This is a genomic window from Bacteroides sp. 14(A) (assembly GCF_000526555.1).
In the GTDB taxonomy this organism is placed as follows: Bacteria; Bacteroidota; Bacteroidia; order Bacteroidales; family Bacteroidaceae; genus Bacteroides; species Bacteroides cellulosilyticus.
Genome location: NZ_JAGH01000004.1, coordinates 209,157 through 224,491 on the forward strand (window position 1 = coordinate 209,157; position 15,335 = coordinate 224,491).

Consider the following 15,335-nt stretch of genomic DNA (forward strand, 5'->3'; position numbering starts at 1 on the left):
TAAGTATATGAAACATACTTTCATCAGTTTGGGCTTTTATTGCATTCTTTTTGTATGTAGCGGATGTACCTGTGAAATTGAGATAAATGACGAAGGAGAAACAGAACAAGCTCGTATGCCTCTCGTTGTTCAGACTACAACATGCGATTTCAACAATGTTTCTGCTAACGGGAAACCTTCGACACGGATACCTATGGAGAACGGACTTGAAACCTTGTTCAATACCGGTGATGCTATCGGTATTTTCGCCATAAAAAACGATGCGATAGCAAATGCCATTAGCAATGTAAAGTTGACTTATAAAAAAACAGGTATTGCTATGGGAGATTGGAATCCACCTACTGGTACTACGCTTTATTGGACTGCTGGGATGAGCTATATTGCTTATTACCCCTATAAAGAAGATGTTGCAATAGATGCAACTCAAAATTCGGATGAGATTGTTGCTTCACTGGCTGAGAACCAACTTCTGCAACCGGTAACCGACCAGTCTACTGTCAGTAAATATACTGCTTGCGATCTAATGACTTCTATAGGTGAGTTGGCAGATGATGGTAATAGTTCCACAAAGAAAATCCTGAATTTAAATTTTAGTCATCAGTTTACATTGTTAGTGTTGAAGCCGCAGGCATCTTTTGAATACGTTTCACCTGGAGACACAATTTTTACTTATCGTGATAATATAGGGAGAACAGTAGATGTGACAGCCCAACAAGTAATACTGAATGATGTTACAGCATGCAAGATGGATGACGGGAGTTATAGGGCTATTGTTCTTCCCAAGTCTGCAACAAGGATTGCCGGAAACTATAAAGTGACCGACATAAGTACTGGTATGGATAAAAATATAACTTACTCAGGGCATCAGACTATTTTCAACGTCGGCTATTGCTATACATTAACAGTTAATAGTACTCTAAATCCATGTAAGAGAGAACGACAATTATTTCCCGGCGATTTCGTCTTTTTTAAAGATGGCAAAATAGAAATATATCCCGGCGACGGAGCTTTTGAAGGAGATAAAATACCTGATTATGAAAATGCTGCTGGAATGGTCATTACCTGTGCTTCTGAAAAAATGACGGATAAGGAATGCAATAAGAAGAAATGGAACCATGCCTATGTAATGGGATTGAATACTATTGGTGATGGTAGTTGGGGTGATAAGACTGTGGTTGAAAATGGTATTCAGGTTATGGGAAAAGATGGCTCAATCCAGGATAACATGAATGGTTACTCTGAAACGGAGACGATACTGGCAAATCATAGTGGTGACCTTAGTAAATACACTGCTTTTAAACGAATCGAGGAGTATCGGAAGAAGAATCTGATACCTGAGAATATTTGTAGTCCATGGTTTTTACCGAGTATTGGTCAATGGTGTGATGTATTGGTGAATATATGCGGGAGATCCCCGAAAGATGATTTTCAGGATAATACAAATGTCGGTTGGGAGGATCATCGGTATGGGACTGAGATGAGGGAGAAGTTAAATAGACAGTTGGCTAAAGTGGGTAGCTCCATAGGGGAGTTATCAAATTACAGGAATATTTTTCGATGTAGTTCTCAGTACAGTAAAATGGAAAGTTGGATTATTATTTGGCATTTTGAGGTTATGACTAATAATTTCTGGGATAGAGTGGGCATAAAAGGATATGATAAGGAGAGTAGTTCAAGTTATCATGTTCGTCCTTTTTTTGCTTTTTAAGTATATTGCATTTATGCAGCATTTTCTATTTTATTAAACGAGCATTGAGGAGCCTTGATAAATAAGTGCAAATGTATCGAGCCGGAGTAGGAAAATCAATAAAAATGGTGAAAGAAACAGGAACATCAGAAATTGTCGCAATGGAGTAACGGAAATAATGATTATCTTTGAATAGTAAAATGGAAAGGTGATCATGCATGATGTGTTGCGAAGGCACTGAACGAAAAATCATACATATAGATATGGATGCGTTTTACGCATCCGTAGAGCAGCGTGACAATCCCGAGTTGCGCGGAAAACCTATTGCAGTGGGGTATGCGGAAGAACGGGGAGTAGTGGCGGCTGCCAGTTATGAGGCACGTCGCTATGGAGTACGTTCGGCCATGGCGTCGACGAAAGCAAAACGGATGTGTCCGCAACTTATCTTTGTTCACGGACGGATGGAAGTGTATCATGAAGTCTCCCGGCAAATCCATGAAATTTTCCACGAATATACAGATATCATTGAGCCATTGTCACTGGATGAGGCTTTTCTGGATGTGACAGAGAATAAGCCTGGTATTTTGTTGGCTGTAGATATTGCCAAGGAAATCAAGCAGAAAATACGGAATGAACTGAACTTGGTGGCATCTGCCGGTATATCCTACAATAAGTTTTTAGCAAAGATAGCGTCCGATTATCGTAAGCCGGACGGGCTGTGTACCATCCATCCCGATCAGGCGATGGATTTTATTGCGCGTCTGCCTATCGAGAGTTTCTGGGGGGTAGGTCCGGTGACGGCAAAGAAAATGCACTCATTGGGTATTCATAACGGCGAACAGTTGCGTGCATGTTCGCAGGCTATGCTGCTGCGTGAGTTCGGAAAGGTAGGAGCATTGTATTATGATTGTGCCCGGGGAATCGATCTTCGTCCGGTAGAGGCGGTACGTATCCGTAAGTCCATTGGTTGCGAACATACCTTGGAGAAGGATATTTCGCAACGCTCATCGGTTATTATCGAACTGTATCATGCGGCAGTGGAACTGGTAGGACGTCTGGAACATAATGATTTCAAGGGAAATACACTGACGTTGAAAATCAAATTCCATGATTTTAGTCAGATAACCCGGAGCATAACCCAATCCAAAGAACTAATTACTCTTGATGTGATTCTGCCTTTGGCTAAACAACTGCTGAAGGAGGTGGATTATGAACATCATCCCATCCGGTTGATAGGGCTTTCCGTTTCCAATCCACGGGAAGATACCGGGGAAAAAGGCGTTTGGGAACAGTTGAGCTTTGAATTTAGTGATTGGAAGTAGGTGTTTTTTTATGAGCTATCTATTGTTACGTTTATTGCTACGGTCTATTAATTCTAAAGCGTTGAATTTACATACTGTGACACAATCCCCGCAGGCAGTACATCTTTCAGGATATTCTACTGCTATATGCGCTCCTGTACTGTCGTTTACTAAATCCAATACTTTGTGATGACATCTTTTCATACAGCGTTTGCATCCGGTGCATTGGTTATCAACTACATGAACAACTTTACTCTTTGCACGTTTACGCCTGTGAAAATGACCGAGTATAAAGAACAAGATCAGGCTTGCTAAAATAATATATAATGTATTCATTTCTTTTGCAGATATTGTTTCAATGATTTTGTTACGCCTGCAAAGTTACAACGGTGTAATTGGGCAGAAAATAGAATAAACAGGGAATATATTGGACTATTTGTGGAATTTTTGTCTGAAAGCTCCTGGGGATATTCCTGTGACTTTGGAAAAAAGGCGTGAGAAATAGGTAGGGTCTTCATATCCCAGAGAGAAAGCAATCTCTTTTACATCCATGTTTGTGTAATAAAGCAGTCGTTTAGCTTCCAGAACCACCTGTTGATGTATCCAATAACTTATAGGAAATCCGGTTGTGATTTTCACCGATTCGTTGAGGTGTGAAAGCGAATAATTTAATGCTTTAGCATATTGAATTGGACTTTTCAATGTTCTTACATTATCCAATAGTAATGCCTGAAATTGATGTGCTATAAATAGCGAACGGGTTTTGGAATAATGTAACTCTTCCTGTTGTTTGGAATATTGTTCTGCTATAATCCCTATAAATGCATTTGCTACATTTAATGTAATCTGTTCGCCGAAAGTAGTGGGCTTTTCCTGTATGATTGTATGCAGTAAATGAGCCGTTTGAGCCAGTTTATCCGAAAAGGATGCGTCTGGCATTATCGGTTTTTGTGTAGTAAGTTGTTTCTCAAACTGGTTTCTGAAATGATTTTCGATTAATACAGGGTCTATAGCCAAAAAATATCCTTTCGCTTTTCGCATTACAGGTGTGAAGTGTACTTGGCCGGGGCGGACATAAAATACTTGTTCTCCCTGTACTCGGATGTCTTCAAAATCAATAGTCAATATTGTTTCTTCTGTATCTATGAATAGGAATAAATAATAATCATCTCGGTGAGCTATGTATTTTTCCGATTTTGTGTTTTCAGCATATTTACTATCAGTTTCATAATAACCGAATTGCATACCGAATGGTGTGTTAACATCCATTCGGTGCATGGGGATAGTTGGCTGTTTCTTTGTACTCATATATGCAAAAGTATTCATTTTAGCGAATATACAATAGCCAAAGGCAAACAAACTTTGATACTAAATGGATGATTTTGTACCCAACTACGGATAATTGAATACCTCCGTTTTACCGTAACTTGCGTATCTTTGCCTCATCACAAAAAAGAAATCTAACTTTTTAATATCATGAAGAGAAACACGTTTTTCCGTATTTTTATTTCCTTCTGCCTGCTTTTCATGGCAGGTATTTCCGCACATGCATATACAGAACGAAATCTTTTGCAAAAAGCTGCCGGTAGTGAAGAACAACTGAAAGAAGCGTTGGTGATGAATCAGAAGTGGGTACCTTATCCTGCTTATAACGACCGTGCCGGCTGGAACGAATTGCTGGGTACCAATAAAGAAAGCCTGATTCGTGCCGGAGAGAAAATGCTTAATTACGAATGGAAAGTAATCCGTGCTACCGATTACTTAGAGTATGAACGCAGCGGTGAACGGAACATTATGCAAAATCCCTATGAGGCCAACCGGAAAGCAATCAATGCGCTGATGCTTGCCGAACTTGCCGAAGGAAAAGGACGGTTTATCGACCAGTTGATAAATGGAGCATTTTACAGTTGCGAGATGACTTCCTGGGTACTTTCTGCCCATCTGGTACGCCAGAGCACTAAACGCTCTTTGCCCGATTATCGCGAACAAGTGATTGATCTGGGTTCGGGAAATTTCGGTTCCATGTTGTCGTGGGTATATTACTTCTTCCATGATTCTTTCGATAAAATAGATCCTGTAATCTCTCAGCGCTTGCGTCATACTTTGCAGGAACGTATTCTCGATCCTTATATGAACAATGACCGGGAATGGTGGATGGCTTTCCAATGGAAACCGGGAATGATTATTAATAACTGGAATCCCTGGTGTAACTCCAATGTATTGCAATGCTATCTTTTATTAGAGAATGACCGTGATCGTCTGGCAAAGGCTGTTTGGCGCAGCATGCAGTCGGTAGACAAGTTCATCAATTTTGTAAAGGCTGATGGTGCTTGTGAAGAAGGTCCTTCTTATTGGGGACATGCAGCCGGGAAAATGTATGATTATCTCCAGATACTTTCGGATGGAACAGATGGGAAAGTCTCTCTTTTCAAGGAACCGATGATTCGCCGGATGGGAGAATATATCAGTCGTACGTATGTAGGAAACGGTTGGGTAGTGAACTTTGCGGATGCTTCTGCCAAGGGTGGAGGCGATGCACCGTTGATTTACCGTTATGGCCGTGCAGTCGGCAGCGAGGAAATGATGCAGTTTGCAGCCTATCTGCTGGATGGTAAACGTTCTTCTGTGCCTTTGGGTAATGACACTTTCCGCTCCTTGCAGTCCATATTATGGAATGGAGAACTGGAAAAGACGGCTGCTGCCCATACCATACCGGCTTGTACCTGGTATCCTGAAACGGAATTCTGCTATCTGACCAATAAGTCCGGCTGGTTCCTGGCTACGAAAGGCGGATTCAATAATGAAAGTCATAATCATAATGATGTAGGTACATTTTCATTGTACGTCAATACGATACCTGTGCTGATTGATGCGGGGGTAGGAACTTATACACGTCAGACATTCAGTAACGAACGTTATACCATCTGGACCATGCAAAGTAATTACCATAACCTGCCGATGATAAACGGAGTACCCCAGAGTTTTGGTCAGAATTATAAGGCTACGGATGTTGTCTGCCAACCGAAGAAACGTTTTTTCTCAGCGAACATTGCGACTGCTTATCCGAAAGAAGCCGAGGTAAATAGCTGGACACGTGCCTATTCATTAGGCGATAAGCAACTGACGATTACCGATAATTTCTCCCTGAAATCAGCGAAAGAACCTAATCAGGTGAACTTCCTCACTTGGGGAAAGGTGGATATTTCCGTGCCCGGAAAGGTGACGATAGATGTACAGGGACAGAAAGTAACTTTGGAATATCCCGGTGAATTCATAGCAACCGTTGAAACAATCAATTTGCCTGATACACGTCTTTCCAATGTTTGGGGAACGGAGATTTACCGTATTGCCTTGAAAGATAAAGATGCGCGATTAACAGGTAAGTATAAGTTTGTTATTAAATAAAAAAACTATATTTGCGTATTAGAATACAAGAAACGCAAAATTATGGGATGTTTTATGAATTTATTATGGCTGGTGTTCGGAGGTATTTTTACCGCTATAGAATACCTTGTTGCCAGTTTATTGATGATGATTACCATTATCGGTATTCCGTTCGGTATGCAAACTCTGAAAATGGCTTCACTTGCATTATGGCCTTTCGGTAAAACGGTACGAAGTGGCGAACGTTCGGGTGGTTGTCTGTATATACTGATGAATGTATTGTGGATATTTCTGGGAGGTATCTGGATTTGCCTTTCTCATCTGGCATTCGGTATGGTGCTGTGCATCACCATTATTGGTATCCCCTTCGGACTACAGCATTTCAAACTGGCAGGATTGGCTTTGACGCCTTTTGGAAAAGACATCATAAGCGACTGATAAAAGAAGAGGGCGAAAAACTTTTCGGTTTTCCGCCCTCATTCATTTTATTTAAAGGTGTTATTTTACATGGTAGCCTGCTTTGCGAGCAGTTTTTGAAGTTTGCCATTCAAAGCTTGGCACATAGTTCCGTTTCCCATTGCTTGATAGCGTTTAATACGGTACTGTAACATAAAAATTTCATTTGCATTCTTTTTCATAATTGTCATCTTTTTGTGCTTTCCGCGTTTCGGAAAGCGGGTTTTACATCTTTTCTTTTATCTTATTAACGCTGCAAAGATACGAATTGTTCACGATAAATATGTTTTAAAACATGAAATAATGCACTTTCTCCTCGTTTTTCTTTAGAAACGCCCGTTTTTGCTATATGCATATTACAAATGTGTGACTAAAAATGGAATAAATGACCTATGTACGATCTATTAATAATTTATATACCTTTGTAGCATCTTACACATAATCAACCCTTACAAACAGGAAGTCATAATGATAAATAAACTGTTGACACTTTTACGAAGTCCTTATCCATCATTGGTGAAGAGATGGAAAAGCGTGATAATACCTTCACTTATAGTGTTTTTGATCCTTTTTGTGTTGCAGCCTTTTGGCATTTCTATGATGGGAGGCTATAAATTCTGGGTAGTGTTAGGTTATGGAGTGGTTTCTTCATTGGCACTGAGTATCTCCACGTACTTGTTTCCTGCTTTGTTTCCCCGTTATCATAGTGAGAAGAACTGGACATTAGGCCGTGAATTGTTAGGAACTTTAGGAGCTTGTTTGCTGATTGCGATAGGTAACTGTTTCTATACGGCTTGGGTATTTGGTTCATTCATACTGAGCTGGAAAGGATTTCTGATAAGTTTGGCTTGGGTGGCGGTTCTTGCTCCTTTCCCTATTGTCTTCTTTTTGATGTGGAATCGTAATTTGCAGCTGGTACGTAATCTGAAGGAGGCAACGGAGATCAACTACGCTCTTGCGAAAAGAGAGAATACCCAGAAGGAGAAGATTCGGACAAGGAATGAGGAACAGATAGGAGAGGGTAGGGCAGCAGAAGAAGTAGCAGAAGAAGAAACTCCTATGCAGTTGGTTTTCTCCGGTGGAACGAAAGAAATGCTGGAAGTGGATGCCCATACCTTATTTTATGTAGAAGCAGAAGGGAATTATATAAGAGTAGCTTACAGTAGTGCGGATAAGATGCAGCAAAAGTTAGTGCGGGCTACTATGAAGCAGGCAGAAGAAGCAGTTGCCGCCTGTTCGTTCATTGTCCGTTGTCATCGGGCCTTTCTGGTGAACATACGCACTGTGGTAAAAGTAGATGGAAATTCACAAGGATACCGTTTGCGACTGGAAGGATGTACAGAAGAAGTTCCGGTTTCCAGAGGCTATGCAAAAGAGATAAAAACGCTGATAGAAGGGGGTGCGGAAGGGTAGTCATTCGTCACAGAATAAAGAAAAATACAGCCATTCGTCACAGGAGGAGTGCTGTTTGTCACATATCCGGGCAGTCTGTCCCGGATATTTTTTTGCCTGAAATTCTTAGTCTATGTTTGCTGACGGAAATCGTAAAGAACATAGATAAAATGAAAAGATTGATTCTACTTTTTAGTGTAAGTGTATTGCTGACGGTGCAGCACTTGGAAGCGCAGATAGCTGTGACGGATACCGTTTTCTTGCAACTATACAATGATAGTGTAGATTTGAAGGAAGTGGTAGTGAAAGGTAAAAAAACGCCTGTTGCCAACAGTCGTTGGAGTGATATGAGTCCGGTGGAACTGGTGACCGTGGGAGGTGCAAACGGTGATTTGTATCAGGCATTGCAGACACTGCCGGGCACGCAGGTACAAGGAGAAAGTGGCCGTCTGCTGGTGCGCGGCGGAAGTAGTGATGAAACACAGACATACATTGACGGAATGCACGTCTTGAATCCTTATACGGCTACAGGCATAAACTCACCTGCACGCGGACGTTATTCCACTTTTATGTTCAGTGGTGTCAATCTGGAATCGGGCGGGGCTCCGTTGGAATACGGGGATGCACTCTCGGCTGTGTTACCATTGGAGACAAAGGATAAGAGCCCTATCAATAAGTTAGGCATCAATGCCTCTACGGTAGGCTTCGGTGGAGGAGGTACACGGGCTTTCGATAAAGGTTCGCTTTCGGTGAACCTGGATTATCAGGACTTATGTGTCTATGATCATATCTATTCAGGACGTACGGATTTTGAAGATCCCTACCGGATGATGACCGGATCGGCACAATTCCGCTATCATCCCGATGATGCTACGCTTTTCAAGATTTATGGCGGCTATGATCATACTGACTTTTCCAATTATGAAGGTGCTGAACGTAGACTGTTTGATTTGAATGAGAATAATTTCTATCTTAATACAACTTTCCGTAAGCGTACTTCCGGTGGATGGAACTGGTTTGCAGGTGCAGCATTCTCTTTCTTTGAACAGAAGATAGGTAATGTATCATTTTCGGCAGATCATTGGATGGAACAACAACAGGAACTTCATGCAAAGGCAAAAGTGTTCAAGCGTATTTCTCCGGCTTTTCGTCTGGATATGGGAGTGGAGAGTTTTATCCGCCGATATGAGAATCGTTATCAATATCAGATGAAAGAGGCGGAGGGAATAGATAGCCATTATGAAATGAATCCGACGATCAGTGCAGGCTTTCTTTCGGCAACTTACTATCCGGTGGAGCAACTGAAGGCGGAACTTTCTGTCCGCACAGAATATACTTCATTGAATGAAAAGGTGAATTTCTCACCCCGCCTGGCTGTTAATTACTATTTGGGAGATGTAGTACTCTCTGCTACGGCGGGACGATATACACAGTTGCCGGTTAGCAGATTGCTGGCTCAGGAGAACAAGTTGAAATCGGAATCATGCATTCAGTATAATGTGGGTGCACAGTATGAGGGTGATGGACGTTTCTACAAAGCTGAACTTTATTATAAGAAATATGACCGTCTGGCATTGGTGGAAAAGGGAACGGTAGATGCAGCGGAAGTGTTGACTTCCGGTGGTTATGGCTACAGTAAAGGTTTCGACTTGTTCTTTAATGACCGTGTCCTGCTGAAGAATCTGGAATACCAACTTTCCTATACATATAATATTGCCAAGCGGAAGTTTCAGGAATATACGGAACTGACTACTCCGCAATATGCCACTCGGCACAATGCATCCGTAGTGCTGAAGTATTCCATTCCGCGAATCGGCACGATAGTCGGTTTGACGAACCGTTTCAGCAGTGGGCGTCCTTATCATAATCCGGATTTACCGGGCTTGATGAATGATCATGTGAAGCCTTATAACAGTCTTGATCTCGGACTGACATTCCTGCCCAGTAAGAAAGTGATTATCCATGCCTCTGCTACCAATATCCTTTGTCGGAAAAATGAGTTTGGGCGGGTGAATAATAAAGCTATTTTGGCTTCAAACGATCATTTCTTCTATATCGGGGTGTTTATCACACTTGGGAAGAAGGCGGCTTATGATGTTTCTAATTTCTAATATTGATACGCGGACGACGCAGATAAAGCGGACGAACGCGGATTAAAAACTATATTAATAAAAAAAAAGGTCCGCGTTCGTCCGCCTAATCCGTGTTGTCCGCGTATCTATTTATAAACTCTTTAAAAACAATTCAAATGAAAGCAATGATTATTAGTTTCGTATGTGTTTTGACTTTTGCAACTCAAAGTCTGTCTGCACAAAATCTTACTCTGGAAGTACGTGGTATTGAAAATGTGACTGGTAAACTCTATGTCGCCATCTACAACTCTCAGGAGACATTCATGAAGAAGCCGCTTGCCGGTTTTGCAGTAGAGGTGAAGGATAAAGTTGTGTCTATCCCCTGTAAAGGGCTTCCGGCAGGAACTTATGCCTTCTCCATGTATCAGGATGAGAATGGAAATGGTAAATTGGATACCGGTGCTTTCGGTATTCCTGTGGAGAAGTTTGGTTTCAGCAATGATGCCGAAGGCGTTATGGGCCCCCCTTCCTACGAAAAATGCAGTATTACCTTCTCTGAGGATACAACTTTAGTGGTACATCTGAAATAAACTTCAGATAATTCTTTAACTTTGTAGCTCACACCTTAATTAATGTAAGTATTATGAGACGAGCTACACAACTTTTCGGAATATGCTGGCTACTTTGTCTGCTTGCTGCCTGTGGAGAATCCCATTTCATGACCGATGCCTCGTATCGTTCGCGCGTGGAGCAGGACTTTCAGCAAAAGAAGGCTCTGATGCCGCAGGGAGAACTATTTACGATACTGGATGATGCTTCGCTGAGCACTTATGAGCAGGAAGCCTTGGAATTCCTTTATGCCTATATGCCACTGGCGGATATTACTGATTATCCCGGTGAATTTTACTTAATGAATATCCGTGCATCCCAGCGTGCCGCAGAGGAAATGTCTTGGGGAAAGACCATTCCCGAAGATTTGTTCCGACATTTTGTACTTCCGGTGCGGGTGAATAACGAACAACTGGATAGTGCGCGGGTAGTGTTCTATAAGGAGTTGAAAGACCGTGTGAAGTCCCTTTCTTTGTACGATGCCATCCTGGAAGTGAACCATTGGTGTCATGAGAAAGCTGTCTATATGCCTTCCGATGCCCGTACCAGTTCACCACTGGCAACAGTGAGTACTGCTTACGGGCGTTGTGGCGAAGAATCTACCTTGTTGGTGGCGGCACTTCGCTCGGTAGGTATTCCGGCACGGCAGGTTTATACACCACGATGGGCACATACGGACGATAACCATGCATGGGTGGAAGCCTGGGCAGATGGTAAATGGTATTTCCTGGGTGCTTGCGAACCGGAACCGGTACTGGATCTTGGTTGGTTCAATGCCCCTGCCAGTCGCGGAATGTTGATGCATACAAAGGTTTTCGGACGTTATGAAGGAAAAGAAGAAGTAATGTCCGTTAACCCCACGTATACGGAAATCAATGTGATTGATAATTATGCGCCTACAGCGCAAGCCAAGGTTATGGTGAAAGATGAAGCGGGAAATCCGGTTCCTGACGCCTGCGTGGAGTTCAAACTCTACAATTATGCGGAATTCTATACCGTAGCAACGAAACATACCGATGATGGTGGTGTGTGCGGACTGACTGCCGGAAAAGGGGATATGCTTGTCTGGGCCTCCAAAGATGGTCGTTTCGGCTTCTCTAAACTTTCTTTTGGCAAGCAACCGGAACTGACCGTAACCCTTGATAGGAAAGCGGGTGACAGTTTCACAGTAGATATTGATATTGTGCCTCCTGCAGAAAGTGCCAACTTACCCGAAGTGACGCCGGAACAGCGGGCGGAAAATGACCGCAGACTGGCGATAGAAGACTCTATCCGTAATGCCTATGTCGGTAAGTTCATCTCGGAAGAGGCAGCACGCAATTTTGCGAGAGATTATAAGTTAGACCGGGATGCAGTAGCCAAGATTCTGGTTGCCGCCCGTGGAAATTACAGAGTAATTCGTGAGTTCATGACTCGTCTGCGTTCTGATAACTCCAGGAAAGGCGGGATAGACCTTTTGCAGCAGATTTCGGCAAAAGACCTTCGCGATGTCCGTCTGGATGTGTTGATAGATCACATGCAGTCTCGTGTACGTACGACGAATGCCGGATATTTCCGTAAATATGTGCGCAATCCGCGCGTAAGCAATGAGATGTTGACTCCGTATAAAACTTTCTTTGGTAAGGTGATTTCGAACGAAGATGTTGAGGCTTATGTGGCAGAGCCTATGAAGATGGTTGCATGGGTGGCAAAGAACATTCAGGTGAACAAGGAATGTAATCTGGGGGCACCTCCTGTATCTCCCGAAGGTGTGTGGAAAGCACGTTTGGCCGATGCCCACAGTCGCGATATCTTCTTCGTGTCCATGGCACGCAGTATGGGAGTTCCTGCACGCATTGATGAGGTGACGGGTAAAGTACAGCTGATAACTGACGATGGAGCCATAGATGTGAACTTCGAAGCAGCCGGACAGGCACCTGCGCAGAGGGGCAGGCTTGCAGCTACATATACACCGATTCAGTCACTGGATAATCCGAAATATTATTCTCATTTCACTATTTCCAAAGTAACTCCGCAAGGTAATTTGCAGTTGTTGTCTTACGATGAGGGTGACACAGACATGGGTGGCGGCGTTACATGGAGCAGTTTGCTGAAGGAGGGAACGTCTCTGGATGCTGGAGATTATATTCTGGTAACCGGTACCCGCCTGGCAAGTGGTGGTGTATTGGCGCAAATGACATCATTGAATGTGAAAGCAGGTGAACGTACAGAAACGAAACTGGTGATGCGTGAAAATAAAGATGAGGTACAGGTTATCGGAAACTTCAATTCGGAGAGCTTGTTCACAACATTGGAAGGCGGCAACAAGCAAAGTCTGCTTCAAGCCTGTGGACGTGGATACTTCGTTGTCGGTATTCTTGGAGTGAACCAGGAGCCTACAAACCATGCCTTACGGGATATCTCTGCTTTGAAAGCCGATCTGGAGAAATGGGGTAGAAAGCTTGTATTACTCTTCCCGAATCAGGAACAGGCCGGCAAATATCGTGCTGCTGACTTCCCCGGTTTACCCAATACTGTGATTTATGGAATCGACACAGAAGACATAGCTCAGCAGATTGTGAAGAGTATGAAGCTGAAACGCAAAGATACATTGCCCATATTTATCATTGCCGATACTTTCAATCGCGTAGTATTTGTTTCACAGGGGTATACTATTGGCTTGGGTGAGCAGTTGATGAAAACGGTGAAAGGACTATAAAAAGATAAATAATAAAAGAGGCTTTGAAGCCTCTTTTATTATTTATACGATTCTTGTCTGAAGTGTAAGTGCCGTTTCGGCTTTACTTTTAAAGAATGATTATCTTTTAGAGATATTGCTACACATTCTCACTTTTTTCCTTTTTGATGCAATGTGACTGTTTCAAAATAATCCCATGCTTCCAGAGTAAGGTCGAATGTCCGTTCTTCATCGGAAGGATTGGCTCCTAATCTGCAAATGACTTCAGTATTTGTATGAACATCCTGATAAAAGTCGTAATAGTCTCCCCTCACATGTTTTCCATCTTTCTTTACTTGTGCACTATGCGTATCATTATCATCGTATAGATTGGTTATATCTCCATCTCCAACCTTCATGCTGATATTAACCAACCACCATTGGCTATACTGGCTGCTCTTTAAAAGATAATTACCTCCTGATTGCGGTACTTCAACAATTTGTCCGCCATCAATAACATTAAATTCTTCTTCGTCTTTAGAACAACTGTTACAGCAAAGTATCACTAATACAAATGTAATTAACTTTAGTATTTTCATAATCTTATTTTATGTTTTTATTTATACAAATGTAGTTGCGATTTAAAATGGATTCAATACCTAAAAATGATGAATATTAACTTATTTATACCTATTAATGACTATCTAAATGCAAACAGATGATTTCATAAGACTTTGGTGAATGGCTGATGAACGGGTGGTAAAGGGAAAGAAAAAATAGAGTGTGAGAGGCTTATTTGCAAGCCTCTTCCATTTTTTGTATCACTTCCGGTGAAGGCAACCCCTCTGTCATTCCTGTCAGCAATAAACTGAAGTTATCGGCTAACACTTCTTCCGGGTCAATGATGTACTGAGTATTACGTCCCATTCTGTCATAAAAATCAGAGGCTTCGTTAATAGAGTAAACCACTGCCTTACCTTCTTTCTCAATCGCTTTGCAGGTATTTTTATCGATGGGAACGAGGCCAATGTTGAGGTATTGGAAGAAGCTGCCTCCTTCATAAGGCCTGGTTGAATAAATAACCATGCAGCAATCTTTCTTTTCACCGTTGATGGTAAAAGTAGCATAACTGTCGTGGCAGATAACATCCGGATTGGAGATAAACCGTTCTTTCAACTCTTCGGGAAATTCTATTTCCTTCGGAAGAATATTAAAACCGATGATGCTGTACATCTTCTTGCGGAAATCCGGATTGTTCCGGGTAAGGACGTGAAATGCTTCATGTGCCAACAATTTGGTTACATATTCAGGATGTTCGAGCAACCTGTCGATAAGTACGATGTAAGTATCTCGGGTATATCCTCCCGCACCACCTTCTTCTTTTATCGTTGACTTTATTAATCTGACTTCTTCCGGGAAAGGAAGTTTCAGCTCTTTCTCACGGATAATTTGATTGATGGATTGAGATGATTTCTGAAGCAGAGCCGTTTCCTCATCATTCCAATTACGGGTCTGTGCGCCGGCAAACTGCAAATATCCCTGTTTTCCGCCTTCGATGCCAACGGTGTGTGAAGCCAAGTCAAATGAGCTCCATCTGCGGATATGCTCATCTTCTTTCTGAAGTAGGAGTGCGGCTTCTTCCTGTTTCAGGAAAGTAGGGACAATGCTGTCGGAAGTGGAGTTTGAGGAACTTTGATTTTTAGCTTCATGCGCACATGAAATGCTGAGGAGAGTTAATAAAGTGATTACACTTAATGCCTTCATATTGATTGTTTTAA

At 42.2% G+C, this 15,335-nt stretch carries 14 protein-coding genes; 9 read left to right on the plus strand and 5 right to left on the minus strand.

What is annotated here, in order from left to right; all coding sequences use genetic code 11:
* Positions 1-7: 7 nt before the first annotated feature.
* Both K429_RS0119750 and dinB read left to right on the plus strand, forming a co-directional pair.
* Complete coding sequence (locus K429_RS0119750) at positions 8-1,708, plus strand: fimbrillin family protein (RefSeq protein WP_029327797.1); 1,701 nt, start codon at positions 8-10, stop codon at positions 1,706-1,708.
* A 197-nt stretch (positions 1,709-1,905) separates the two neighbouring features.
* Positions 1,906-3,009 carry a DNA polymerase IV gene (gene dinB / locus K429_RS0119755; RefSeq protein ID WP_007215664.1) on the plus strand — a complete coding sequence of 368 codons (1,104 nt, stop codon included), beginning with the start codon at positions 1,906-1,908 and terminating at the stop codon, positions 3,007-3,009.
* 15 nt (positions 3,010-3,024) lie between these two features.
* Here the strand turns inward: dinB and K429_RS31330 are convergent, their stop codons facing one another.
* On the minus strand, positions 3,025-3,192 hold the full coding sequence (locus K429_RS31330) for a 4Fe-4S dicluster domain-containing protein (protein WP_349844441.1): 168 nt from the start codon (positions 3,190-3,192) through the stop codon (positions 3,025-3,027).
* Here K429_RS31330 and K429_RS31185 point away from each other — a divergent pair.
* The gene (locus K429_RS31185; protein WP_255347656.1) at positions 3,175-3,303 is read left to right on the plus strand and encodes a hypothetical protein; all 129 of its coding nucleotides are present in this window, start codon (positions 3,175-3,177) and stop codon (positions 3,301-3,303) included. The genes K429_RS31330 and K429_RS31185 overlap by 18 nt on opposite strands.
* Positions 3,304-3,420: 117 nt before the next feature.
* Here the strand turns inward: K429_RS31185 and K429_RS0119760 are convergent, their stop codons facing one another.
* A complete protein-coding gene (locus tag K429_RS0119760; protein ID WP_195653092.1) occupies positions 3,421-4,296 on the minus strand; it encodes an AraC family transcriptional regulator in 876 nt (291 codons plus the stop codon).
* A 219-nt stretch (positions 4,297-4,515) separates the two neighbouring features.
* Here K429_RS0119760 and K429_RS0119765 point away from each other — a divergent pair, with 219 nt between their 5' ends.
* Positions 4,516-6,393, plus strand: a complete 1,878-nt coding sequence (locus K429_RS0119765; protein ID WP_044097057.1) for a heparinase II/III-family protein — start codon at positions 4,516-4,518, stop codon at positions 6,391-6,393.
* Positions 6,394-6,435: 42 nt separating this feature from the next.
* Positions 6,436-6,810, plus strand: coding sequence for a YccF domain-containing protein (locus tag K429_RS0119770; protein WP_029327800.1), 375 nt, complete (start codon positions 6,436-6,438; stop codon positions 6,808-6,810).
* Between the two features lie 65 nt (positions 6,811-6,875).
* On the opposite strand, the gene K429_RS31190 is transcribed toward K429_RS0119770, so the two are convergent.
* Positions 6,876-7,010: a hypothetical protein gene (locus tag K429_RS31190; protein ID WP_007215668.1), complete on the minus strand. Its 135-nt coding sequence runs from the start codon at positions 7,008-7,010 to the stop codon at positions 6,876-6,878.
* Positions 7,011-7,296: 286 nt separating this feature from the next.
* Here K429_RS31190 and K429_RS0119780 point away from each other — a divergent pair, with 286 nt between their 5' ends.
* The 4 genes from K429_RS0119780 to K429_RS0119795 all read left to right on the plus strand — a co-directional run bounded on the left by K429_RS0119780 (position 7,297) and on the right by K429_RS0119795 (position 13,599).
* A complete protein-coding gene (locus K429_RS0119780; protein ID WP_029327801.1) occupies positions 7,297-8,241 on the plus strand; it encodes a LytTR family DNA-binding domain-containing protein in 945 nt (314 codons plus the stop codon).
* 149 nt (positions 8,242-8,390) lie between these two features.
* Entirely contained in the window at positions 8,391-10,331 is a 1,941-nt protein-coding gene (locus K429_RS0119785) for a TonB-dependent siderophore receptor (protein ID WP_029327802.1), read from the plus strand.
* Positions 10,332-10,468: 137 nt separating this feature from the next.
* The gene (locus tag K429_RS0119790; RefSeq protein WP_022209559.1) at positions 10,469-10,882 is read left to right on the plus strand and encodes a DUF2141 domain-containing protein; all 414 of its coding nucleotides are present in this window, start codon (positions 10,469-10,471) and stop codon (positions 10,880-10,882) included.
* A gap of 53 nt (positions 10,883-10,935) precedes the next feature.
* The gene (locus K429_RS0119795; RefSeq protein WP_029327803.1) at positions 10,936-13,599 is read left to right on the plus strand and encodes a transglutaminase family protein; all 2,664 of its coding nucleotides are present in this window, start codon (positions 10,936-10,938) and stop codon (positions 13,597-13,599) included.
* 128 nt (positions 13,600-13,727) lie between these two features.
* On the opposite strand, the gene K429_RS0119800 is transcribed toward K429_RS0119795, so the two are convergent.
* Both K429_RS0119800 and K429_RS0119805 read right to left on the minus strand, forming a co-directional pair.
* Positions 13,728-14,156 (minus strand): hypothetical protein, encoded by a 429-nt coding sequence (locus tag K429_RS0119800; protein ID WP_029327804.1) that lies wholly within the window; start codon positions 14,154-14,156, stop codon positions 13,728-13,730.
* A 193-nt stretch (positions 14,157-14,349) separates the two neighbouring features.
* A complete protein-coding gene (locus K429_RS0119805; protein WP_029327805.1) occupies positions 14,350-15,321 on the minus strand; it encodes a hypothetical protein in 972 nt (323 codons plus the stop codon).
* Between the last annotated feature and the right edge of the window lie 14 nt (positions 15,322-15,335).